The sequence below is a fragment of the Clostridium fermenticellae genome (assembly GCF_003600355.1).
Taxonomy (GTDB): Bacteria; Bacillota; Clostridia; order Clostridiales; family Clostridiaceae; genus Clostridium_AV; species Clostridium_AV fermenticellae.
Window position 1 is genome coordinate 2,591,227 of record NZ_CP032416.1, and the last position, 25,860, is coordinate 2,617,086.

The 25,860-nt window shown below is 32.7% G+C and carries 21 protein-coding genes, 1 other RNA gene and 1 other annotated feature; of the genes, 6 read left to right on the plus strand and 16 right to left on the minus strand.

All coding sequences use genetic code 11. The annotated features are described in order from the left end of the window. Positions 1-76: 76 nt before the first annotated feature. The 13 genes from D4Z93_RS11960 to D4Z93_RS13255 all read right to left on the minus strand — a co-directional run bounded on the left by D4Z93_RS11960 (position 77) and on the right by D4Z93_RS13255 (position 15,550). On the minus strand, positions 77-445 hold the full coding sequence (locus D4Z93_RS11960; protein WP_119973811.1) for a hypothetical protein: 369 nt from the start codon (positions 443-445) through the stop codon (positions 77-79). Positions 446-473: 28 nt separating this feature from the next. Continuing rightward, positions 474-7,490, minus strand: coding sequence for a DNRLRE domain-containing protein (locus D4Z93_RS11965; RefSeq protein ID WP_162920305.1), 7,017 nt, complete (start codon positions 7,488-7,490; stop codon positions 474-476). 320 nt (positions 7,491-7,810) lie between these two features. After that, positions 7,811-7,990, minus strand: a complete 180-nt coding sequence (locus tag D4Z93_RS11970) for a hypothetical protein (RefSeq protein WP_119973815.1) — start codon at positions 7,988-7,990, stop codon at positions 7,811-7,813. Positions 7,991-8,118: 128 nt separating this feature from the next. Continuing rightward, the gene (locus D4Z93_RS11975; RefSeq protein ID WP_119973817.1) at positions 8,119-9,297 is read right to left on the minus strand and encodes a cation:proton antiporter; all 1,179 of its coding nucleotides are present in this window, start codon (positions 9,295-9,297) and stop codon (positions 8,119-8,121) included. Positions 9,298-9,380: 83 nt separating this feature from the next. Continuing rightward, positions 9,381-9,436: a sequence feature (sodium ion sensor (DUF1646 type); this cis-regulatory element may regulate processes involved in with the transportation of sodium ions), on the minus strand. A 119-nt stretch (positions 9,437-9,555) separates the two neighbouring features. Next, positions 9,556-10,248, minus strand: coding sequence for an acyltransferase family protein (locus tag D4Z93_RS13550; protein ID WP_341466772.1), 693 nt, complete (start codon positions 10,246-10,248; stop codon positions 9,556-9,558). Between the two features lie 65 nt (positions 10,249-10,313). Next, positions 10,314-11,461, minus strand: a protein-coding gene (locus D4Z93_RS11985) for an IS3 family transposase (RefSeq protein WP_243105948.1) whose coding sequence is annotated in 2 segments (ribosomal slippage) — positions 10,314-11,215 and positions 11,215-11,461 — 1,149 coding nt in all. Because the reading frame shifts where the segments join, the coding sequence is not laid out codon by codon here. A gap of 49 nt (positions 11,462-11,510) precedes the next feature. Then, the gene (locus D4Z93_RS11990; protein WP_119973818.1) at positions 11,511-11,840 is read right to left on the minus strand and encodes an acyltransferase family protein; all 330 of its coding nucleotides are present in this window, start codon (positions 11,838-11,840) and stop codon (positions 11,511-11,513) included. 178 nt (positions 11,841-12,018) lie between these two features. Continuing rightward, positions 12,019-12,159: a hypothetical protein gene (locus tag D4Z93_RS13250; protein WP_162920306.1), complete on the minus strand. Its 141-nt coding sequence runs from the start codon at positions 12,157-12,159 to the stop codon at positions 12,019-12,021. Between the two features lie 434 nt (positions 12,160-12,593). Next, a complete protein-coding gene (locus tag D4Z93_RS11995) occupies positions 12,594-13,001 on the minus strand; it encodes a flavodoxin domain-containing protein (RefSeq protein WP_243105949.1) in 408 nt (135 codons plus the stop codon). Positions 13,002-13,023: 22 nt separating this feature from the next. Continuing rightward, entirely contained in the window at positions 13,024-13,497 is a 474-nt protein-coding gene (locus D4Z93_RS12000; protein ID WP_119973822.1) for a glutathione peroxidase, read from the minus strand. A 117-nt stretch (positions 13,498-13,614) separates the two neighbouring features. Beyond that, entirely contained in the window at positions 13,615-14,193 is a 579-nt protein-coding gene (locus tag D4Z93_RS12005) for a DUF3841 domain-containing protein (RefSeq protein WP_119973824.1), read from the minus strand. Beyond that, a complete protein-coding gene (locus D4Z93_RS12010) occupies positions 14,169-14,726 on the minus strand; it encodes a DUF3841 domain-containing protein (RefSeq protein WP_119973826.1) in 558 nt (185 codons plus the stop codon). The genes D4Z93_RS12005 and D4Z93_RS12010 overlap by 25 nt, the downstream gene beginning before the upstream one ends. Before the next feature lie 662 nt (positions 14,727-15,388). After that, the gene (locus D4Z93_RS13255; protein ID WP_162920307.1) at positions 15,389-15,550 is read right to left on the minus strand and encodes a hypothetical protein; all 162 of its coding nucleotides are present in this window, start codon (positions 15,548-15,550) and stop codon (positions 15,389-15,391) included. A 204-nt stretch (positions 15,551-15,754) separates the two neighbouring features. Between D4Z93_RS13255 and D4Z93_RS12015 the strand changes: the two genes are divergently transcribed. The 4 genes from D4Z93_RS12015 (at position 15,755) to D4Z93_RS13560 (ending at position 20,388) form a co-directional block, all read left to right on the plus strand. Next, positions 15,755-16,348 (plus strand): TetR/AcrR family transcriptional regulator, encoded by a 594-nt coding sequence (locus tag D4Z93_RS12015; protein ID WP_243105950.1) that lies wholly within the window; start codon positions 15,755-15,757, stop codon positions 16,346-16,348. Between the two features lie 51 nt (positions 16,349-16,399). Next, on the plus strand, positions 16,400-19,024 hold the full coding sequence (ppsA, locus tag D4Z93_RS12020; protein ID WP_119973830.1) for a phosphoenolpyruvate synthase: 2,625 nt from the start codon (positions 16,400-16,402) through the stop codon (positions 19,022-19,024). Positions 19,025-19,126: 102 nt separating this feature from the next. Then, a complete protein-coding gene (locus tag D4Z93_RS13555) occupies positions 19,127-19,894 on the plus strand; it encodes an MFS transporter (protein ID WP_243105951.1) in 768 nt (255 codons plus the stop codon). A gap of 23 nt (positions 19,895-19,917) precedes the next feature. Then, positions 19,918-20,388 carry an MFS transporter gene (locus D4Z93_RS13560; protein WP_243105952.1) on the plus strand — a complete coding sequence of 157 codons (471 nt, stop codon included), beginning with the start codon at positions 19,918-19,920 and terminating at the stop codon, positions 20,386-20,388. A 71-nt stretch (positions 20,389-20,459) separates the two neighbouring features. Here the strand turns inward: D4Z93_RS13560 and ssrA are convergent. Together ssrA and D4Z93_RS12035 are read right to left on the minus strand one after the other, a co-directional pair. Beyond that, positions 20,460-20,818, minus strand: a transfer-messenger RNA (tmRNA) gene (ssrA, locus tag D4Z93_RS12030). Positions 20,819-20,971: 153 nt separating this feature from the next. Next, complete coding sequence (locus D4Z93_RS12035; protein ID WP_119973832.1) at positions 20,972-22,153, minus strand: multidrug efflux MFS transporter; 1,182 nt, start codon at positions 22,151-22,153, stop codon at positions 20,972-20,974. 205 nt (positions 22,154-22,358) lie between these two features. Here D4Z93_RS12035 and D4Z93_RS12040 point away from each other — a divergent pair, with 205 nt between their 5' ends. Continuing rightward, positions 22,359-22,922, plus strand: a complete 564-nt coding sequence (locus D4Z93_RS12040) for a TetR/AcrR family transcriptional regulator (RefSeq protein ID WP_119973834.1) — start codon at positions 22,359-22,361, stop codon at positions 22,920-22,922. A gap of 83 nt (positions 22,923-23,005) precedes the next feature. Continuing rightward, positions 23,006-24,130: a radical SAM protein gene (locus D4Z93_RS12045; RefSeq protein WP_119973836.1), complete on the plus strand. Its 1,125-nt coding sequence runs from the start codon at positions 23,006-23,008 to the stop codon at positions 24,128-24,130. Positions 24,131-24,266: 136 nt separating this feature from the next. Here D4Z93_RS12045 and D4Z93_RS12050 read toward each other — a convergent pair whose 3' ends face one another. Beyond that, positions 24,267-25,655 (minus strand): hypothetical protein, encoded by a 1,389-nt coding sequence (locus tag D4Z93_RS12050; RefSeq protein ID WP_119973838.1) that lies wholly within the window; start codon positions 25,653-25,655, stop codon positions 24,267-24,269. Positions 25,656-25,860 lie beyond the last annotated feature (205 nt).

Consider the following 25,860-nt stretch of genomic DNA (forward strand, 5'->3'; position numbering starts at 1 on the left):
ATGATGAAAGGCATATATTGATACTATTACCTTTTATCTTTACAATCTCTATTTAAAATATATATTCATTTGTTTTTCATTTATTATTTTTATGCTTATAAATTCCATCAGCAATAGTTACTACTGTGAAACTTATATTAAGAATTATTATTATAATCAATATTACTATTTTATACTGTTGTGAACGCTGAGAATGATCATCTGGTATAATGCATAACACCATTACAGAAATCATTAATAATGCTACTATCACCACCTGTACAATTAAATACTTACGTTCTATTTTATTTCCTTTAAACCTATATACATAAACAAATATTAATATACCAACAATAATAAAAAATTCTGTCTTAAAGTCGACAAGTATCTCACCTGCAAATGTAGACCTTATGATATAAAGTACCAAAAGACCTATCGCAATCGGTCTACTATTATCTTTTCGCATATATGCCTCCACTGCATTTGTATTTTAATTAATCATTTTTCCAGATTAAATTTTTTGCAATTTCTGCAGCTGTCCCAAAAATCATTGCACTTCCAACAGCCACTCCTACTGGATTAGACCATCCAATAGCAATTGTCACTGCAGCAGCTGATATATCCAAAGCACCTCGTCCAATTGCTTCAGTAGAAGTATATCCGCTATGAAAATCTTCCCATACAGAATCAACAGTCATAGCTCCACCAATTACACCAATTCTTTCAATTTGACCAATGCCTCTCAAAAATGATGCACCTTTCACTGGTGCCAAAATTTCCTGTCCGGCACGTCTTAAGGATCTATTAGTTACTATTGGTATATAATCACGAACTCCCTTTAATGCTGAACTAGCTTTACCTTCTGCCCATGTAGCCGCAGTACTTTTTCCAACATTTCTTACCTGACTACTTGTCAAACTATGATATGCTGATTTAACATTTGCTACTATCTTCCTCACGGTAATCTTTACCTGTGCCACTTTCTTTGACACATATGCTTTTGCCTTGGTCACAACATTTACAACTTTCCTGTAAACTGCCGTCACATGTCTTTTCACTGCAGCTGCCGCCCTGCTGAGCCATCGAGGTAAGCAGCCACTCGGGTCTGTCATATTGACAGGGTTATTCATCGAATATGCAAATACGTTATGGGATAATAATACTCCTGTACCCCCTGCCGCAGCATCTGCATTTATATACCTTCCCCACTCAGGGTTATAGTATCTGGAGTTTAAGTAATAAAGCCCGGTTTCATTATCATATCTATATCCCCTGTATCTATAAGGATTTTTATATCCGGCATGTGCCGTATCACCTGTTATATCAACTCCGTCTGCATCCTTAATACTTATAAGCCTGCCCCAGGTATCATAAACATAACTTACTACCTGTGCGGTAGTATTATCAAACAGCCCTATTATATCCCCCTGGACGTTTCTTATATAGTAGTATTCTTCTCCATTTAAATTCATGCTTATTAAGTTGTCCTGGCTATCATAAGTATAGTATATCCTATCTGAACCATTATCTTCAAAGGTAATTTTATCCTGTGCAAGATAATACTTTGTGGTAACTCCATTTACACTTTTCTCTGTCCTTATTCCCGAATCATTATATTTATATACTATATCTTTTCCATTTCCAGATATTGATTTCAGCTGTCTTCCCTCTTCCCATTCACAGCTGCAGCCATTATAGGTCTTGAGGTTCCCTATTTCATCATACGTTATCTGTTTTCCATTATAATTTATCATCTTATCTTTCCAGACACTATCATAGCTATAAGTTATAGTTGTTCCATTTCCACCTGATCCGCGGGGTATTTCCACCTTACTCTTTATATTTCCGCCCTCATCATAGGTGTAAGTTATTTTTTTGTTTAGTGCATCGTTGTCTTCCTCAACTAATTCATTTAATTCGTTATAGTAATATGATATATTTTCCCTCTCTCCCGAGAAAACAGATACTTCTGAAATGTTTACTATATTTCCATTCTCATCATACTTATAGTTTATAGGGTGGTCTTTATTTTGTATGGTGGTTATCCTGTCTGTTGTCGAATGCAGTTTACTCCCGGATTCATGACTGTAGTAAACATCAAAATTTTTAAGCCCTATGCTGGTTATCTTTTTTGACAGACTCCCGAGCCTCGTATCATATTCATATTTTACCCTGCTCCCGTGATACATTTTGAGTACTTCCGGATCTGTTAGTTCTTTTGGGGTAAAACTAAATCTCTTTACAAGCCCCTTTAATATATAGTCCCCGCTTATATTGCTCCCGACTGCCGTCTTAACTCCCGTAAAATCTCTAAAGTCTGCCGCAGCCACATCTTTTTTGTAGGCCTTTCCATTTAAATATAAGCTGCAGTGTAAGTTTACTTCATCAAATGCCCATACTACCGCCGTAAAATACCACTGATTTGGTATTAATTCCTCCTCAGTTGTTATTACACTTTTAAAATTGCTTGAACTGTCCATTATACCTAAGTTGAGCTTGTTATTATCGTCTACATACACATTTAAAAGGTTTCTATCTGTTCCTTCATTTGCAATTATTAGCCTCGAACCTCTTCCCCCCGAGCTTATATTTGCCCAGGCTGTCATAGTTCCATTATTTCTGCTTATTCCAAGGTCATATACAACCTTTGTCCCCGGATAAGCATAAAGTACGGATTTTCCATCTTCATCTATTCCATACACGGCATTTTGCTCTACTGGCAGTGTCCCTTTACTTCCCGTGGCATCTCCCATAAACGGGAAGTATTCTGCATCCTCATTGTCATCTATGCCGTCACCATATAGTACCTGTGTTGGTTTGTCATCCCCGTCATATTCATACCTGGTTTCATACAGTTTCCCATTGATTTTCTGATATATTCCCGTTTCATTGTCCTCTTTGTCCCTTGAAAATTTAGTATAGTTTATATTATTTGGATTTTCCGGGTCCAGTTCTTCTATTCTCACTAATCTGTCCGATAAATCATAGATATATCTGTAATTTTTGTTATTGACTTTATCTTCGTGATAGGCAAGGTTCTCATTTCCATCATATTTATAGATATACCTTGTTTCACCCATGAATCTCCTTGCAATTATCCTGTCTAAATTGTCATACTCCAGAGATACACTTTGGTTGTTGCCATATGTTGAATCGAGGAGATTTCCTGTGGATCTGTCAAAATTGTTGGCTACCAAATTTTGATCTCCCACATAAACTTTGCTGTTGTTTCCAAGGGCGTCATATTCAAATTTATAGTTAAAACCATTATGAGTTATGGTTTCTATCCTGTCATCTTTATAACTGTAACTATTTGTTACGATATTTCCCGTATCCTCCGGCATGGATCTATTATAAAGCAGTTTTATATCCCCGTCTGAAAGTGCATTTCTGCTGTAAGCAAAGCTTTCTATAAATCCGTTCAATTCATATTTGCTATATACGTTACTACCAGCTGCCGTTATTACACCTGTAAAATCTCTAAAGTCACCTGACGAACCGGTATAAATTTTGTCATTTATATACAAAGTGCAGTTTAAAGTACCGGTATAATTTGACTGGTTCACTGTCCACTGCCATTTTAAAGCTGTAAAATACCAGGTATCAGTTGAAATTGTCAAATCATCTGCAGTAATAATATTCTGGGTGCTACCGTCACCTTTTAAAGAATTCAGTACCATTTTATTATCATCATTTATATAAAGGTTAAATAAAACTGTGGCATTTTCATTAGAAAAGATTATTCTCGTGCCACTGCCTTTTGTATTAAACCATACTGCCATAGTTCCCGATTTTTTATCCAGTCCTAAATCATAGTACAGTTTTGAACTTGTACGTGTCCCCGGGCTGTACGGTGTGCATATATTATTTTCCTCCAGCTGTACTGAATCAAATCTAATTTTATTGCTGTCCCTTACGGCACTCCTTAATATAACATAGAAACTCTTTGTCCCTGCCGGGAGAGTTAAGAAATTATTTATTCTTATCCACTCATTTGGATCTATTGGTTTTTCATAGTTTTGATATCCACCTGTAATTTCAAGGCCATTACTATCCAGACACATTACACCGAGTCTAGGATTGTCAGTACCAATCCTTTTTGCATATGCACTTAAGGTATAAGTTTTCGGGCTGGTTAGCGCTGTTTCAAAGGTGATTACCTGATAGGCAACTGAATTAGTTGCACTTCCATTCGTAAGACCATCTGAATCATAACATTCAAGGCAGCTGCTCCCGTTAACACCATCTGAAACAATCCTCCATTTTCCTGTGGAGTTATCCCAATCTGACAACTGCCACAAGTTAGTTCCATCTTCAAAAGAGGAATTTGTAAGCAAATTTATTCCCGCGTCAAAGGATGCAAATGCTGTTTTTCCACTGTCGTCCTTATCAAATACTGCATTTTCCTCTAAAGTCTTTGTTCCCTTGCTGCCTTCAGTATTCGTGTTTAATGGAAATTTCTCTAAGTTTCTGCTCCCGGGATCCAGCAAAAACTTTGATGTACTAACAAGCCTATCCATATCATCATGATTATAAGTGATTTTGTTTCCCTTAGGATCTGTAACCCCAAGTAGCAAATCTTTCTTTTCATCATAATGATTTATTACCGAACTATCTTTTCCATCTGTAACAGACTTGGTATAGTTCCCACTTATACTGTAACTTGCGGTAGACTGCATAAAAAGCGAATTGTCTCCATCCGTTTTGCCTGCTGTAGATGTAAGGACATTTCCACTACTGTCATAGGTAAAAGTATATGGTATCTGCATTGCCGAAATTGCTTTTGTTACATTACGTTTGCTGTCATATTCATATTTAAAAGTTCCGCTCGTCGGCATGGTGGCTTTTATAAGGTCATTGTCATCATTGTATTCAAAGCTGCTCTTCTGTTTTGCTAAACTTGCGGCAGAAACTATATTTCCCCTGTCATCATAACTATAGCTCTCTCCATATTCTTCTTTATAGAACTGAACATTTGTAAAGTATGCCGCATTTAAGTTATTGTAATATTCCATATACAGAGAGACCTTTTTATAGTCATTTTTAGCCACTATAATATTTGATACATACTGCCAGGTATTTAAATCTTCATTAAAGGATACTAAAAACCAGTCAGTCCCTGTATCATCTGTTTTCTTAAGTCCTACCTCAAGAGAAAATCTTCTTACTTTGTCTATGTCTAAGTTAGGATCATTTAAAGGTACCGAATCTCCCTTTGCCCATGCTGATGCTATAAAACTGTCACCTGTTTTGCCTGACATAGTAAATTCCTGCAGTAAATATTTTTGCTTTCCACTCCCGCCAATTATCTCATATGCCTTTCCATTATCGGTATTAACTACCCTGTCATTGTTATCTGATTGAGAATCCTTTGTCCACCCTGGAGGAGTTACCTCATCATATGAAAAATCCGCATTTTCTATGAGGTTATATCTGCTTGGGATATCTCCGTCCTCAAGCTGCAAACAATCTAAATACACAGTACCTGTTTCTTCTATTATTCCGGCTGAAATACTTACAGTAGAAAGATCTGTATCATATGGAAGTACAAACTTCAATTCCTGCCTTACCCAGTCATTACTTCCCTGGATATACATATTGCCCTCTATTGTATTATAATTTCCTGAAGTATCCTGATATACTACAAATAAACCGGCACCCTTATTATTCACCTTCGTAATATCCATTGTCTTAATATAGGCTGAGAAAACATAGTCTTTTCCCCTGCTCAAGCTAGTTACATACTGCCTATAAAAATCCCTGCTGCTTATATCATTCTTTACTATTTTTAAACTTCTCTGTCCTATATAAGCTTCTTCTGTAGTAAAAGATGCATTTATTTCTTTTCCTTCAAAATTTCCCGGTGTCCAGTCAGAATTTTCTTTTTCTGCCCCGTGATTTTTTAAATAATTTTTAGTAAATTTCTGCATCTTCGATGTCAAGTTTAATTTATTATATAGATTTGGGGCTGTTTTATCATATTTATTGCTGTTATAATACTTATATACCTCCGCGCTTCCACTATTATCTTGTATACTTGCCGTAGTTCCGTAATCAGTAAATTGATATATATTCTTCCTGCCTTTTGCATCTGTGAATGTGGTTGTATTGTAATTATATTCAATTCCAAGTCTTCTCCCTGCTATTCCATCTGTACCGAATTCTTCTATTCCCGATATTCTGTATGGGGCTTCAGTATAATATGAATAATTCAGCATGTAATTATCATAATTTACTGCCTCAATTAAATTATTATTATTGTCATAGTAAAAAACAGAGTATTTCCCGTCGGGGTAAGTTATTTTAGACAGCTGTATTCCATTGTAGGCAAAACTGGTCCTTCTCCCGCCTGGATCTATAATTCCAACAAGATATCCATTGCTTAATACATCCAGGGTGGTTACCCTACCTGCGCCGTCTGTAATTTTCTTTAATATGACTCCATCATAACTAAGTGTTATGGTATTATCATTTTTATCTTTTATTTTATACAAATATCCTCCCGGGACAAATTCTAAAGTTCCCCCGTTCTTATCCTTTATAATATAACTGTTATCTGAATTTTTGGTAAAAGTCAAATCCGATCCAAGCTGCTCTTTATACGTCGCTGTGGATGCATCATAATAAAAATAGTGTTTAGTTCCATCTTCATCTGTATACACATAAAACTCGCCTTCACCTATTGTTACAAAATCAACCTTCTGATTTAAATTTAATCTCCACCCAAGACCGTACCCCCTGCTGCTGTTTCTATCATTGCTGTTGAATATATGGTTTAAGGTCAGGGGCATTTTATTTCCATCCATAGCTAAATCATTATGCACAAATATTAAATTTCCATTATAGTCATTAACATATCCTGTTCCTGCCCTTCCTGCAGTTTGATTGTGAAATGTCCAGTAATCTTCAAGTCCCGAATTATTTATATAATCTATCCTTATTCTAGGTCTTGCTTCCGCAAGATGGTTTCCATATTCATCATATTCACTTACATTTGAGGATAAAAATTGATTGTATCCCACAGTTTCATCACTGTTTTTGAGCATTATTCCATAGTTTACACCAGAAGAAAGCCATTCTTTTACTACCCTTGTCACGTCCCAGGTCATAGGTTCTCCCCAGTCGCCTTTAACCAAATTATAATCCTGAATCTTACTGTCATCTATGGAAGGTACATTATTCCAAGTTATACTTAAATCACTCCAGTCGTTTAAAACCTTGTGCACATTAATCTGGCAGGCATTATCGTTTTGCCCGGCCAACCATAGATCTAAATATCCTGCAATCACCATATCTCCAGTCGTTAGCTTGTCCGTTGGAAGCTTAAATCTAATATAGCTCCTTGTAACTCCGGAATAAGTATCATTTCCTACTTTCAGAATAACATCACCTGTATAATTTGTAGTTGGTGCTGCCGAAGATACATAACTGTCAAAAATACTTTCTTTATTCTGTTCTGTTATTACCGTTGGATCAATGACTATAGGATATTCTCTTTCTTCATCCTCCAACCAATTAGAATCCGGTATTAAAGTTAAAATGTAGGAGTCATTTTCCCCATCTAATATTAATTTGATTTTCTTACTTAATTTCTTGTTTTTATCATACATAGAAGGTGGATTTATTTTGAAAATAATTTTAGAAATATCTTGTTTGTCACAAAATATAATTGAATTGTCATCTTGAACATGCGGAACCAGATTTTTTGTCCCTAAATTGAATTTAAATTGAAAGTTTTTGATCTCTTCTCTTACTATAATATTTTCTTTAAGAATATTGGATTTAAGCTTGTACCGTAAATCTATATCTGGATATACATAAGGGAACTCAACTAATGAATCGGCTCACCATAGATAGCTGATTCAAACGTTAGATCCTCTTTTAGAAAATGTTTTGTGTACTTGTCCCTCTTTTCCTCAACTTCACCTAAGATTTTTCTTTCTTCCTTTCCCTGTCTGACATAAGCTACGTCTAACTCGTCTTTAGGCATAACATTTAAACTTTTTTTCACTTTATCTCCTCCTTATAATTCTTATGCTAATAATTTATTCATCATAAAGTTATTTAATGACTAAAAGTGAAAATTTATTTGTTATGTCAGGAAGGGAAATTAACCTTCGATGTGACAACCATATACACTCATATTTCCTTTTCAACCTTGTGCGAAAATGATACCTTTAGCAAAATAGGTGTGAGCATAGTTGTAAGTATAACAACTATAATAGTTGGAAGAAATACTTCTTCTGAAATTATTCCTTTTTGCAATCCTATGTTAGCTGTAATTATTGCAACTTCACCTCTTGAGATCATACCTGCTCCAATTTGAAATGCTTCGCTTTTGCTCATCTTTAATAATCTTGCAGCAGCACCACAGCCTATTAATTTTCCTATTACAGCTATAACAAACATAACTAAAGTAATAAATATAACCTTCAAATTTATTCCACTTAAATTTGCTTCAATTCCCACACTAGCAAAAAATATGGGGGACAAAAAACCAGATGAAATTGCCTTAATGTTTCTTTCTAAATATTCCTTATAATCAAGTGACGTAAGCATGAGTCCACACATATATGCACCGGTGACAGCTGCTATTCCTGATATTTCAGCTATATAAGCCATTAACATGGTAAAAGCTATTGAAAAAGTAAGTAATTCCTTTCCCGGCTTTAGATATCTCTTGAACCTTTTAGAAAGTTTAGGCATATATAATACTCCCGCTGCAGAAACAAGGCAAAATAAAGTTATTTTTACAAGTACATATATAATTGAAGTAAATCCATTACTTCCTTTACTTATATTTTGTGTCTCAAATACTGCAAGAACTACAGATATAAGTACGAGTCCCAAAATATCATCTATAACTGCTGCACCTAAAATATTTATACCTGACTTCGTATTAAGTTTTCCAAGTTCTTTAAGGGTTTCTACTGTAATGCTTACACTGGTTGCAGTTAAAATAACACCTACAAATACATTTTCTAATAAATTGTCAAAAAACAAATAGGCACCTATAGTTCCTAAAATAAAGGGTAAAATTATACCTGCTACTGCAATCATAAATGAAGAAACCCCCGCCTTTTTAAATTCTTCTACATTTGTTTCAAGTCCCGCAAGAAACATAAGCATAATAACTCCAATATTTGATAATAATTTCATATTGTCATCATATTGCATGATATTTAACATAACTGGACCAAGTATTACTCCAGCAATTAATGCTCCCAGAACTTCAGGCATTTTAAATTTTTTACTGATTATACCTCCTATTTTAGTAAATATAAGAATCAATGATATGTTTAACAACACACTCTCCATATATGTCCTCCTAACCTTAAGACAAATATAATTTCAAAAACATTTGATCATATAAATAAAAACAAAAAAAGAAAGCCCATAAGGACTTTCCACCCTAAAAGTCATAATCTCTTGAAATCAAATAAAAATTTGTTCAACCGGAATTATAAGCTATAATTATTTTTAATAATATTAACATAATAAAAGGTAATATTCAATATTTATAAAGAATTGTACATTAAATTATAATTCTATATTATATATATTAAATAATTATAATTAAATCTTAGTCGGGTTTATCTGATTAAAAAATGGTGGGTTACTTATCATTTTAGTAATTTTATTCATAAATTTAGAAGAAAGTACTATTACAATAAGCAATGAAAAAATGATGATAAATACCTTACTTGGTAATGAACCTACATGATCAAAAAAATTATATTTGACCAATTCTTTAACTATAAAACCATGAAATACATATACAGCCATGGTTCTGGAACCTAATTTTGTGAAAAACAATTTTTTACCTGGTATCAATGTTAATATAAATATAGATATTGTTACAGCCATAATATATGTAGCCATACGCATAAAATATTTTGGGTAACTAAGGCTGCTTAATTGTGAATACGAATAACTGCCATAAAACCATCTATAGTCAATTACACTATTCATCATATATAAAATTAGTAAAACACTTAACACACCTACAATAGCATATTTTTTTCTTACATACTTCTTTATAGTGGATATATAAGATTTTTTACAAAAATATCCCATTAAAAAATACGGAAAAAATACTATGGTTCTTGATAAACTTAAATAATATCCAACATTATTATCATATCCACATAACAGTGAAATAAATAATGCTATTAAAATGGGATGTTTAATTCGCAAAAAATAAGGTGACATAATATCCCAGATAAAAAGTGAAAGAAGATACCACATGGCCCAATATGGATATACCAAAGTAACTTTAGAATTTGGTGTCTTATGGATCTAAGTCAATAAAGTAGACACAAAATATCGAATATTTAAGCAGATTTTTTGCAATTATCCTCACATTGTTGAGGGGTAATATATCCTATAGAGCCATGGATTCTAATCCTGTTATACCATGATTCTATGTATTGAAATACAGCTAATTTTGCAGAATTATAATCGCAGTATTTAACAAGATTTACCTCTTCTTTCTTTAATGAAGCATGGAATGACTCAATGCAGGCATTGTCATAAGGGCAACCCTTGGCACTGAAAGAGTGAGTTATTAAATGAGTATCTAGAAGATAATTTTCAAATTCACAGCTTGTATATTGAGTTCCAAGATCACTGTGGAGAACCAGTGGTTCAACCGGTTTCTGTAGATTAAGAGCATTGTCAACTGCATTTACAGCAAGTTTAGAATCCATAGATTTTGAGAAACTATAACCGATTATTTTTCTGCTGTAGAGATCCATGACGGATGCAAGATAACACCAGCCGTCTTTTATAGTGTGTATATATGTTATATCGGTACACCATTTTTGATTTATTCTACTGGTATTAAAATCTCTTTTAAGGATATTTTCCTTTTCTTCAACCTTATATTTTGAAGGAAAAGGTCTAAATCTTTTACAGACAATAGACTTTATACCTAACTTTTTCATAAGCCTCTGGGTTCTTTTAAGACTTATATTTATATTGATCCGTTTTAATTTATAGTTTATTTTTATTGCCCCATAGCGTTTTTTACTATCGTTATAAATCTTCATAATACAAGCTTGAATCTGTTTATTCTCAATGCTTCGCATACTCTGCTTTCTTATTAAACTTTTATAGAAAGAACTTCTTGGAATATTGAAGATATTGCACATTAATTTAATACTATAGTTATCTTTATTGTATTTAATAAAATTGTATACTGTATCTAATTTTTCTTTGCAAATATGGCCATAGCTTTTTTTAATATCTCATTCTCCTCTTCTAACTTTGCCATTTTCTTGATTAAGTTTTGATACTCAGCTGTTGTAATAGTTTTATTTTTATCTATCTGTATTGGTGCTGCCTTTTTAATCCATAATTTTATTGTTGATTTAGATGCGCCATATTCGCTGTTTAATTCACTCAGGGTTTTACCCGAATTATAAAGTTCAACTATTGTATTTTTGAAATCCTCTGTATATCTCTTAGATCTATTTGACACTGTGTAGACACTCCTTTTCTTTTATTTTATATTGTTCGAATTTTTGTGTCTACATTTTTATACTAGCACCATTAAGTATATAAACATCAAATAAAGAGTATATTGTCTGAAATATAATATATGTTATTAAAAGACCGCTTGTTTTAAAATAAATTTTTTTATTATTAATAATGTCTTTAGAAAAGTAACCAGAAATAAAAACAAAAAGAGGCATATGAAAAGAATATATAAAACTATATATTAGCTTTATATTTGAATATGAACCAATCAATGGTTCAATTACATGTCCAACTACTACAAATACAATTAAAACAAATTTTAAATTATCAAAATAATAACTTCTATTCTTCTCCAAATTTTCGTTTAATACAGTATTCATAATAAAACCCCATTCCTTGTATCTTGTTTGTTCATTATACAATTCCATTGTTACAATCAGGTGTTATATTAATTAACTGAATTTAAATATTATGAAAATTTTCCATTAATAATGAAAAATGCACATAAGGCAGGGGGCAAATTCTAAATTCTATTACTGTAGATTTTAGTGTCATATTTCAATCTAAATTATTGTTCACAATAAATTTTGCTTCTTTCAAAAACTTAATACGAATGTTTTCTGGGAATAAAATATTGACATGTTTTCCAAAAGATAAATTTATTAAAAAATCAATATCAGGTATTTCTAATACATTCATATTTAGATCTCCTCTCAAAAATTATTTATACTTATTATTACCACTATTACCAGTTCTACATACATAAAAGAACGTACCTAGATTTGATTTACACAAATATAGGTACGTTCTCGCTTTAATACTTTTTTAAGTTATTGATTTTAATTATTCTATGCTATCTATTCAAACTATGATACTATAATTATTCCACTTATAACTTAATATTCTATAATCCGTTGCTATATATCATATTTCAACACCAAACTACGCTTCTTATATTTTAAAGATTTACCCAAAAAATTATGAACTTGCCTTGGTTTCTAAAAATATATTTATTACGTTTCCTCATTTTAATTTCTTTGTGCGAATATATATATATCAACTTTAATATTATTATTATTGACAGTATTAAAAATAAATATACATCAAATAATATTTTTGTTGTTTTGATCTTCTTATAAGAATGATTTTGCAAACTGACTTACTTTCTTTAGATCATCAGTATTAGGCCTTCCCCTATGCAGAGGACCAAATGAACCTTTACAGTGATATTCCTTATCACTTACATTTATTTTCTTTTGGTCTGCAACCTTCTTTACCTGAGAATAGGTTGATTTAACAATTGCTGCAGTACTAAAATTTACAATTTTACCAACATGGACATCTATATCTTCAATAAACTTTTTAACCTTATAATCTATACCAGCAGCATATACAGAACTTCCAAGAAACAGTATATCTACATCTTCTGATAGTTTTTCATCTACTGTTTTTGCCTCTACACCTGCTGTCCTTGCTATCTCATCTGCCAGTTTTTTTGTATTTCCTGTCTTTGTATAATATCTTACTGCTATCTTCATCATATTTTCCTCCTGATCTAAATTATTATAATAGGGCTTTTACTTTTTTATCTATTTTCTCAGGCGTTGTTGTAGGTGCAAATCTTTCAACAACATTACCATTTCGATCTATAAGAAACTTGGTAAAATTCCATTTTATCTTGTTTCCTGCAACCCCACCTTGCTGAGATTTCAAATACGTATAAAGTGGATTTTCATTTTCTCCATTGACATCAATTTTTGAAAACTGACTAAAAGTAATTCTATACTTAGAATCACAAAAATTTGCAATTTCTTCATTAGTTCCAGGTGCCTGACTGGCAAACTGATTACATGGAAAATCAAGTATCTCAAATCCTCGCGATTGATACTTCTGGTACAAACCCTGAAGTCCTTTATATTGTGGTGTAAATCCACATCTCGTAGCTGTATTTACAATCAATAATACTTTTCCTCTATATTTATCCAATGAGACATCATTACCTATTCCGTCTTTCACAGTATAATCATAAATATTCATAATTTATCCTACCCTTTCTTGCACACTAAATTGTGCTTAATTAAATTTTATATAATTTAATTCTATTTGTCAATAATTTTATATAAATAAGTTTGATTATACTAGTTATCTAAACAATCATATATATATCCATTCCTTTTTTAGCTGCCACAACCCAGCCTGCACACTTCCCACGCCACTAGTATTTCCTGCCTTTATCTTCTCTTGATGGCGAAACAATCTTTTCCAGCTCTCCTGTATATAACGTTTTAAATCGGGATAAAAATTTGTAAGAATTATATCACTCTCCTGCCGCACTCCATAATCAGCAATCATCTTACGGAACTGTATCTCATCCGCTTTTGTTTCACCTATATACTGAAGACGTAATATCTTGTTCCAGTCATACATATCAAAAAATACTGCTTCATTTACAGGAATACTCAACTTCAAAATCCTGCTGTCGAATGATTTTTCGATACTTTGTAAATCCATAAAAGCCCAATAAGGATATTCGGCACCTATAGGCTTCGGAATATACTTTCCCGCCTCCTTAATAAACCAGCTGTACGCCGCTACAAAAATCGGAGCACTTTCTTCATATTTTTTCACTACATATTTCTGCCTGGAAAAGCAAACACCATCCCGTTCAAGAACATTCATTACAATCTCTGATTGAGATGAATAAAATGTTACTGTATGATTCGAGTCACCCATTCCTTTTTAACCTCCCATATATTCCCATAGCTTTCGCTATTGCCAAGAAGAATAGAATTGTCAAATAACCGTTTCCAACTTGCAATGATCTCACGTTTAATTTGCGGATAAAACTGAGACATATAGGCTTTGGCATCACTTACGCCATATTGCTCCAGAACCTGATGGTGACGTTTTGCATCTTGCTTGTCCTTGGGTATATAGGAATAATTGAGAATTGCTCCCCACTTATTGATATTAACTGATGTAATAATAGAAGGCTCCACTGCAAGCTCCAATATAATCGTTCCCGTACTAGGAAGCATAGTGGTTTGTCTCATGAAAGACACCCATACAGGATATTCCGCATCGTCAGGCTTTTTAGTGACATTTAAAGTATTTTCTACCAACCAATCATATGCTTCAAGTACCAAAGGTGCACATTCGCCTAAATCCTGGAGAATGTATTCCTTTTTTACAACATATCTGCCGGTTTCTTCAAGTTCTTTAATAACGTTTTCATTTTGCTTCGTCCAAACGGTTATGCTTCTCATTTGATTTTCCCCCTTTGGCATAACATACGTTTCCTATTCCTATAGTTTACAATAAAAGGTATATTAAGTAAAGCGAGGTTTTCATCTTTAAGCACATATCTCGTTGTAATCCACTGTGCGTTTCAAACTATGTAGCAATCATAGTTAGTTGACATAAAATGTAGTAGAAAATTTATGGGAAAAGGTCAGAAGTATATAATAGCAGCTTATAGAGATCTTTGTGGAATTGAAGCTGCCGCTTTGAAAATTGGAAATGGAATTGGTAAAATATATGAGAGTGTATAGGAAGATAAAATAAAGCGTATATCTATATTTAGATTTCTTGACTCCACAAGAATATTGACTTATATAAATTTGAGAATATTATTATTTAAAAAAGGTAACTACCATGTATATATTATAATATAACTTTTGTATATTATTAATATACAACCATATTGACTTTAATAATATGTATTGTATAATTTTAAGTTAAGAATAGACATAATAAAAATAGGGCGTATTAACACCTTGTAGTATACAGTTCTAGTTGCTTAGGTAACTGGTATCACTAAATTTGATTTTAAAAATAGTAGTATCCATTTTGCAGGGGGCTACTATTTTTTTGGTGTGGACATAATTGGTGGAGGCGAAGCGTGGCCTTTAAAATCCACCAATTAAATTTATCTATGTATTATTACTAAAGTAATAATACATTCCTTTACATATTCAGTATCATATTTTCCTGATCTAACTTCTAATCCAGGATCTATAATATCTTCATCACTACAGACTAGTTTTATTCTATTTATATATAGAAACACCATTATTGATAAAATTTCCATTCTCTTGTTCCCATCTAAGAAAAGAATGGTTATTAATAATTCTAAACTCTAATCTAGATCTTTAGACTGTATTTATGGATGTAATTCTTCACCTTCTCTTATCCATCCTTAACAATTCCACTTTTTACATGACAAGTATGTCATGTGACATACTTGTCATGTAAAAAAACTTATGATATGATGTCTTCAAGAGGAGATGATATTGTGCCAAAAGATACTTTTAAAAATTTAAATGCAGATAAAAAGCAAAGAATTTTTGATGCAGCTGTACAGGAATTTTCTACTTGTTCTTTCAGTGATGCATCTATTAATCAGATTATTAAAACAGCAGGAATACCCCGTGGAAGTTTTTATCAATACTTTAATGATAAAGAAGACCTCTACTTATATATGATAGAAGAAATTTCAAATCAAAAGAAAAAGCTTATCCCTGAAAGAGTTTCAAATCCAGATGATGATTTTTTTGAAACTTTTATACAAAAAACTAAAGATTCACTTGAATTAGGTAAAGCTAAACCTGAATACACCAAGATAGGCATGCTTATGCAAATGGATAACTCTGAATTTATTGCTAAATTTCGTACTGCTTCCATTGAAAAGTATAGAAAACAACTAAAACATAATAAGGAATGCGGGCTTATAAGGCAGGAAGTTAATACTGATATAGTTTTGGATATGCTTTTCTCATATACCTTGGAGGAATATTTTAAAAGTGGCTTTGATGAAAATGAGTATTTAAAAAAGGTTATCGATGCCATTAATATAATCAAAGAAGGAATCAAAATAAATAAGGACTAATAATAAAATTATCTAATTGCTTTATGCATTGAATTAAGGAGGAAAATAACTATGAATCCATATGTACTTGATTTTCAATATATTGATAAAACAAAACTTGCAATTGTTGGAGGTAAGGGCGCTAACCTTGGTGAGTTATCTAGAATTGATGGAATAATTGTACCAGAAGGTTTTTGTGTTACCACTGAAGCCTATAAAAAGATAATTAGAAATAGTAGTGAATTTAATTCATTACTAAATGAATTATCTCTTTTAAATACTAGTGATATAGAAAAAATCAGTGAAATCAGTGGAAAGATTCGTAAAGTTATTGAAGATATAACAATTCCTAAAGACATAGATGATGAAATAACCTTTCATCTTTCAAAGCTTGGCGAAAGAAATGCTTATGCTGTACGTTCTAGTGCTACAGCAGAGGATTTACCAACAGCTTCATTTGCAGGGCAACAAGATACGTATTTAAATATTATGGGAAAACCTTCTATTCTTAAGCATATAAGTAAGTGCTGGGCATCACTATTTACAGATAGAGCTGTAATCTACCGTATGCAAAATGACTTTGACCATAGCAAGGTTCAGTTATCTGTAGTTATTCAAAAAATGGTGTTTCCTCAAGCTGCAGGAATTATGTTTACAGCTGATCCTATTACATCTAATAGAAAGATAGTATCTATTGATGCCAGCTTTGGGCTTGGTGAAGCTTTGGTTTCCGGACTTGTGAATTCTGATATTTATAAAGTGCAGGAAAATAAAATTATTGATAAAAAAATATCTTCTAAAAAACTTGCAATTTATGCATTAAAAGAAGGCGGTACTGAAGAAAGAGAAATTGAAGGCGAGCGCCAAAATATTCAGACACTGACAGATGATCAAATTTTGCAGCTTGAGCAGATGGCTAGAAAGATTGAGTCCTATTTTGGTCGTCCACAGGATATTGAATGGTGCCTTTATGATGATAAGTTCTATGTTGTTCAAAGTCGTCCAATTACTACTTTATATCCTTCACCACAAGTTAATGATAATGAAAACCATGTTTATTTATCCTTTGCTCATAGACAAATGATGACAGAAGCCATGAAACCATTAGGTTTAAGTTTCTTCCAAATATTCTTTAAACAATTTGGAATACAAACAAATATGCCTGTGATAGGCGGAAGATTGTATATGGATATATCCCATGATCTTGCTTCACCAATAGCAAGAAAGCTTTTTATCAGTGGTTTAGACAAGGTAGATGTTTTGATGAAGAGTTCACTTATAAATCTTCAAAAACGAAAAGAATACCTTAAATCGCTTCCTAAAGGAAAGACATCTTTGAATGTAGAAGGAGGTATCCTATCTTTTGGAATTCAGATGATAAAAGAATATCTCAGAAATGATCCATCTTTTGTTGAAAAATCTGTAGCTGAAAATCAATTACTGCTTAAGAATAAAGAAAAGATATTTTCTTCTATTTCTGGAGAAGAGCTCTTTGATCTCATTGTAAAGGGCATGAAAGATATAAAGGCTGCTATGTTTAAAGTCTATGGAGCTTATTTTGCAGGATCTTATGCCTCTGACTGGATAAACAAAAATATGAAGAAATGGCTTGGTGAAAAAAGTGTAGCAGATATCCTAGCTCAATCTGTATCAAATAACGTTACTTCCGAAATGGGATTAGAGCTCCTTGATGTAGCAGATGTAATAAGACAGTATCCAGCTGTAATTGAATATCTTGAGAATGCAAAAAGAGAAACTTTCTTTGAAGACTTAAGTAAAATAGATGGAGGTAATATTGTCAGCGATTCTATTCACAATTATCTTAAAAAATATGGTATGCGCTGCTCTGGAGAAATTGATATTACCAGAACAAGATGGAACGAAGACCCAATGCTTCTTGTTCCACTAATACTAAGCAATATAAAGAATTTTGAACCTAATGCCCACAGTGATAAATTTGAACAAGGACTTGTTGAAGCCAGGCAAAAAGAAGCTGAAATATTAAGCCGCTTGAAGCTGCTGCCTGGTGGTAATAGGAAGTTAAAAAAGACAAAGAAAGTCATAAGTGTTTTACGTAATTTTGGTGGCTATAGAGAGTACAATAAATATCTTTTAATATGTTATTTCTGGATCGTAAAACAGGCATTACTCAAAGAAGCCGAAACCTTAAAACAAGATGATGTAATCAAAGACATAGATGATATATATTATCTAACCTTTGATGAACTTGAAGAAGCAGTTAAAACAAAACATGTTGACTACAGCATCATAACTAAGAGAAGAGAAGAATACAAAATTTATAGGAAATTTACACCACCTCGTATAATGACTTCTGATGGAGAAATAATTTCAGGCGAATACGATACAGGTAATATGCCAAAAGGAGCAATAGCTGGGACACCTGTTTCTTCTGGTATTGTTGAAGGGCGAGCTAGAGTTATTTTAAATATGGATGAAGCAAAAATAGAGGAAGGCGATATTTTAATTACAAAATTCACCGATCCAAGCTGGACACCAATCTTTGTTCTTGTTAAAGGCTTGGTAACAGAAATAGGTGGAATGATGACTCACGGCGCTGTTGTTGCAAGAGAATATGGTCTTCCTGCAGTAGCAGGTGTAGATGACGCTACTAAACTTATTAAGGATGGCCAAAGAATTAGAATAAATGGAACTGAAGGCTATATAGAAATATTATAACCTAATGGTATATTTTATTATTCAATAAAAATTAAAGTACAACTATATAAGCGGCCCAATTTGAGCTGCTTTTTTTAAACCAAAAACGGAGGTACTATACTCATGAAAAGAGAAAAGAAAATTGCTAATACAAATCTCATATTGTTATTACTTGGAGGGATGATATCCGATACTGGATCAGGAATTCAAATGATAATTATCCCATTATATATAATTGATGTAGGCGGTTCAGCAGCTACCGTGGGATTGTTCTCCTTCTTGTCTTTAGTGCCTCTTCTTATATCTTATCTCTTTGCTGGAGTAATCGGAGACAGGCTAAATAGGAAGACTATAATGGTGGCAACCGATATTGCTAGCGCTGCAGCAATACTTGGACTTACTTTTGCTGCATATACTGATAAAATCAACTTAATTTTATTGCTAACTGTGCAGGTAATTGTTTCTTTACTCAACGGTCTGTTTGACCCGGCGACAAAAGGTATGCTTCCACAACTTGTGGCTCCCAAAAAACTTACACAAGCCAATTCCACTCTTACCTCTTTAAGAACATTATCTGGTTTGCTAAGTCCTATTCTTGGTGTTATATTATATGAAAAGCTTGGTATTACTTATATATTTCTCATTAATGAAACCTCTTTTTTACTATCAGGAGGCTGCTCCATGTTAATTAAGTATAAGCATGTTAAACGCGAATCAGCTGCTGGTGTTCAAGGCTACATATCCGATTTGTCCCTAGGAATAAAATTTGTTTTGGATAATAAAATAATCAGTAAGTTATGTACGTTTTTTCTGCTTATCTATGACATAGTTCAACCTATATTTACTGTAGGTATTACCTCTATTTTTCAAAACTCAGCTTACGTATTCTGATGAACAAATATGGCTATTTGCAAATGATACTTATATTAGGAGCACTATTTGGAAGTATTTTAGTTGCATTGTTGTTTGGGAAAGAAAAGAAAGTCTCTAAACCTCTAATGATAGGCTGCAGTCTGATCATGTTTACAATGCTAGCATTTTCAAGTTTACTATTTCCACACATTTTATACTCCCTTGGAACAGGCACACTATTATACTTTGTATTTTTTTCAGGAATTCTTTTTTTGTTAAGCGTTGCTATCATGTTAATCAACGTTCCAGTACAAACCTTTATTCAAAAAAATACTCCTGACGAATACATGTCTCTAATGTTTTCAATTGTTGGAATGATTACAAAAAGTGGAATGCCATTTGGAGAATTAGTATATGGAATTGTCCTTAATTACGCTCCAGTACATTATGTTATGTCAGCAGTTAGTATATTGTTACTATTAATTTCTGCTACATTTTTATCTTCTCTCCTAAAAACTAGTGACTTCTTATAAACACTATGCCTAAATTCCTATAAGCTAAGAAAACCCACGAAAATCAATATTTTAGATTTTCGTGGGTTTTATGGTGGAGGCGAGGGGTGTCGAACCCCTGTCCGAAAGTAGAAACACCTGAGTATCTCCGAGTGCAGTTTGTATTTTAAATTTCCCTCTGCTGAACGCCTACAAACAGGCTTTCAGTTTCAGTAGCTTCATAAATTCCGTTCCTCACTCAAAGCTTTGTGAGGCTCGTTTCCCCGCTATCGACGCCCTATCCTAAGCCGCGGGACTCAAAGGAAGGACGGCTAGCAGACTAAGCTGCTAAAGCTAAATTATCTTCGTTATTTGCGTTTATATTTAATTCCCAGTTTTTTAACGCAGGCCCGGAAACCTTCGACTCGCTGCTCAAGTCCAACTTACCCCCGTCGAAGCCAAATACGCCCCCATGTCTATAACATTATAACCAACTCGAAATTTTTAATTCAACAGTGGTTATCAACGCAAATGTAAGTTGATTTGAGTAAATACTTAATCCTTAACGAATACTATAATACATCAAATCAGAGTAATAATCAATAGTAAAGTTAACCCATACACTTTATAGTTTCCTATACACATTAAAATAAACCCATATTGCATTAATAAGTAAGAACGCGCTTGTGATAAAAAATACATATCTCATTCCAAAATATCCTGCTACCTGCCCACCTAAAAGCGAACCTCCGAATATTCCTAAATATCCTGCTGTCATGTTAAAACCAAATACTCTACCGGTGAGAGAGGCTGGTGTGATTTTTTTTAATATAATATTAACAGATGGATTAAGTCCCGCAGATGCTATTCCTAATAAAAACCTAAGTCCCATTAATTGCCATATACTTCGTACAAAAGCTTGTGGTATAAAAATAATTCCTGCACCTATAAGACATACCAATATAACTTTATGTGCACCTATTTTATCTGAAAGCTTTCCAAGTTTCGGGGCAGCAACTATATTTGCAAGTCCTGAAGCTGAAAATGTAACTCCGGCTAGAAGTGCAACATGTCTACTATTATTGGATAATTGTCTGACATATACTGTTATGATCGGCTCAACTGAATATAATGCAATAGATAATACAAAAAAGGTTATAAACATTGTAATAGTCAAGTTCTTTTCTGGTACTGAATCCCATATTTCTTTTATACTGAGTACCTTTTTATTCTTGCGAGTAAAATCTTCCTTTACAAATAAAACAGTTGTAATAAATGAAATCAAAAGTAATGTTCCTGTTATAAAAAATACGCTTTGTAAACCAAATATTTCATCTATAAAACCACCAATTGTTGGTCCAAGAAGTGACCCTGCAATATTGGCTGTTGAAAGTGTACCTAAGGCATATCCTGCATTTTCCTTATCTGTTTGTGTTGCAATTAAGGCAGTACAAGCTGTAGTGTAACCTGTTATTGCCCCCTGAAGTAATCTTAATCCTATTAGTACATATACATTTGGTGCAAATCCCATACAACCTATAGTTATAGCCATTCCAAGGCTTGCCCTAAGTATCATTGGTTTTCTTCCATATTTATCAGCAGCACTGCCCCAAATTGGTGAGAAAATAGCTGAGACTATGAAAGTTATGCCAAAGGCAATTCCTGAAAGTTTTGTAATTGAAGCTGTATCTTGAACTCCAAGATGCTGTATGTAAAGTGGTAAGACTGGAGCTATTTGACTCATTCCTATACTTGCCACAAATATTCCAAACCAACACACTATCAAATTCTTCTTCCACATTTTCATAAATATGCTCCTTCTCTTTGTATAGCTTAATAATATATGTCATTACCAATACAATTAATATCCATTATTCAAATTTAATTATAAACTATATTTTATAGTTTGTAAAATATATAAATATTTTAAAAATATTATTTGTAGTTTGATAAATGTATTTTATAATGTTAAACTATTCTTATAAAGTTGGATTATAGGGAGTGATAAACAAATGCAGAAACGAAACTTAACTAAAGAAAAAATTATTCAAGTTGCCTTTTCTTTAGCCGATGAAATTGGTCTTAATCAAGTTACTTTCCCAAAAATTGCTGGAAAATTAGGTATAAAATATCCATCTTTATATAATCATTTCACTAATATGGATAATCTTAAAATAGAAATGACAGTGTCCCTTTTAAATAAGTTGAATTTGAAATTAATGAAGAGATTAATTGGTAAGAGTGGCGAAGATGCAATAAAGGAATTTGCCTATGTTTATAAAGACTTTGCTTTTGAAAACAAAACTTCTTATGGACTTTTTATGAGTATTCCAAACACAGAAAATGCTGAATTATTAAGTTTAGCAAAGGAAACTACCCATATTATTCATCAACTTTTAGAATTTTATATTGAGGATAAAACCCTTTTGGTTCACAAGAGTCGTACTTTAAGAAGTCTTCTACATGGATTTGTCTCTTTATATTCTTTTGGATATTTCCATAGTGGTGAAGTAGATTTAGAAGAGAGCTTTCAATCTATGATAGATGATTTTATTTCGTCACTTTCGAAAAAGTAGACATATTATATTAAAAAACATTGTAGGAAGATTTGAATTAAATTTTTAGGAACACTAATTAGAGGAGGATATAAAGATACACTATGAAAATTTCAAAGAAAGATGCATTAAAATGGTTTGAGTTTTTTTCAATACTACCAGAAAATGAAGAGGTTATGACAAAGCAGCAAGAGATCATTTATGCTACCTTTGCACAGATTGAGGCAGCAATCGATCATAGAAACAATATACTGATGTCAGCAATTAAAGATCTTAAAACTCTAAAGAACAGAACCTTTTTTGTTGGAAATGAAAGCAAATTTCCAAAAGGGTGTCGCTCTTGTCTATTAGGGACTGGTCTGAGTGCAATTAGAAAAACGAACAAGTGTAATGCAGAATGTAAGTTCTGTTATAATTACGGAGAACTAGATAATATTCCTCCAATAGGGGAAGGTATGTGGGAAATAGGAGACACAAAATTTTATGAGAAAGATATTGATTTACTTCTTTCCATTCAACAGAAGCCCACTGGTATTGCCTATGTTTACTTAGAGCCATTTATGGAAATTGAAAAATACTATTCAATTATAAAGAAATTTAGTGACGCTAAGGTTTATCAACATTTATACACAAATGGTATTTCAGCTACGGAGGAAACATTAAAAGCATTAGGTGAAGCCGGTCTTGATGAGATACGTTTCAACCTGGGTGCCTCTAACTGTTCAAACAAAGTTATTGAAAATATTAAAACAGCAAAAAAATACATTAAAGCCGTAGGTATTGAAACTCCAATGACCCCCGAATTTTTTAAAACATTTTTTAAGAAAAAGCATGCAATTTTAGAAACAAAGCTCGATTTTATAAATTGTGCAGAATTGCATTTAAATGAGAATAACATATACAATTATGATGGAGAAAATATGTATATTTCAAGATTAGGCTATATTTCTCCAATTTGGAGCAGGGAATTAACTTTGAAATTCATGAAGATAGCTGATGAAGAGAACTGGGATCTAGTAGTTCACGATTGTTCTAACTATACAAAATTTGCAAGAGGCTTGAATTTGAGCAGCAAAGAAGGTAAATGGTTCGGATGCAATGATTACGCCTGTGAGTTTTCTAGAATACCATACGAAATATTTTTACCAATATTACGTGATGATAACTTTAAATTTTTAAGTGAAGAAGAATTGCCTGACTGTTACAAACCAGGGAAGATGATTTTTTAGATCAAACATACCTTTAGCAAATAGCTGAATGCAAAGCCAGTAATGGCAAAAAACATAATAAAAACAAGTACCTCATAAAGTAGCGCCAAAAAGCTATTCTATGAGGTACTTTTATAAGCTTTCATTGAAACACAAACTATATTAAAAACATTGCTGCAATAGTGGTTACAATAAGTCCTATTATAACAGGTTTCAAGTTTCTTTTAGCAAGTTCAAAAGGATCTACACCACATATTGCTGCAACAGGTATTACTGCCCAAGGTATTATAGTTCCACCGCCTACCCATATTCCTGCTATCTGTCCAAGTGCAGTAAGTGTTGCTGTACCGCCGCCTAATGCCGTGGAAAATAGATGGGCTATTGAACCGGCGAGCGATATTCCTGAGAATCCAGATCCATCAAGACCTGTTATAGCTCCTACAACTGTTAGTGTTATAGATGCTACTATTGAATTTATAGGAACAGCATTTGCCAAATAAATGCCAAGATCATTTACAATACCCTGAGAACCATGCGGCAATACATTGCCAAATATATCATTAAATGCAGAATCTCCAAGATAAAAAAATGCAGCTATTGGTATAACGACACCAAATATCTTAAAGCCAAACTGGAGTCCTTTTACAATATTATTAGTTATTTGCTCTAAGGATTTATTTTTATAAGTAACTATTGATATCAGACTCAAAACAAATAAAGCCGTACCACCTATTAATGCAGTCGCGTCACCACCTTGCAATTTTGCAAAATACATTACAATAATATCTACCAAAAATGCAATAAGAATCAATACCGCCAAAAATATCCTAATAGGCCTTGAAGAAATAAGTAATTTTTTGGATTCATCTTTTTCCTCAAGTTCAGCTTTATCAAAGAGTTTTTTAGATTTTATATCTTTAGAAATGTAGTAAAATGCTGCAAAAGTTGTGACCACACCCATAATAATGGTAAGTGGTATACTTGCATGGACTACCTTTGAAACCGCTATTCCTGCGGCATCTGCTGTAAGTTTAGGGGCTGCTTGAATTACAAAATCACTCGATAAGGCTATTCCATGTCCAAATAAATTCATAGATATAGCCACTCCCATAGCTGGAAGTCCAACTTTTTTAGCTATGGGAAGAAATAATGCACCAATAAGTGCTACAGCAGGCGATGGCCAAAAAAACCACGATAAGATCATCATAACTATACCTATAACCCAGTAAGCTATAGAATAATTCTTTATAACTCCCTTAAATGGTGACACTATTTCTTCATTTATACCTGCATCTATTAAGACATTGCTCATCGCAACTATAACGGATATAATAAATATAGTCGGCATAAGCTCCTTTGCCGCATATACGAAACTGTTAAATACACCCATTGTGGATCTATATATAGAACCAGTGCTTGCAATGCCAAGAAAGAATATTCCAATTATACAAATCAACGATATGTCTTTCTTTTTTATCATCGCGAATATAATTATAACTATAAAAATTAAATAAATATAATGTATTGAAGTTAACGTTGCACTCATTTTTTTACCCTATATAAATATTGTTTACTAATAAATTATGCTGACATACAATAATGGTTCCAGTATATTTATATAGGGCATTTATTTATATATAGGATTTATAATTCCAAATTTAACTTATGCGTAAGCTGACATTTCCAAAATGGTAGGCACATTAAAAAATTTTTTAGTAAGTCTTAGTTAAGTATTTTTGAAAATCTGCTTA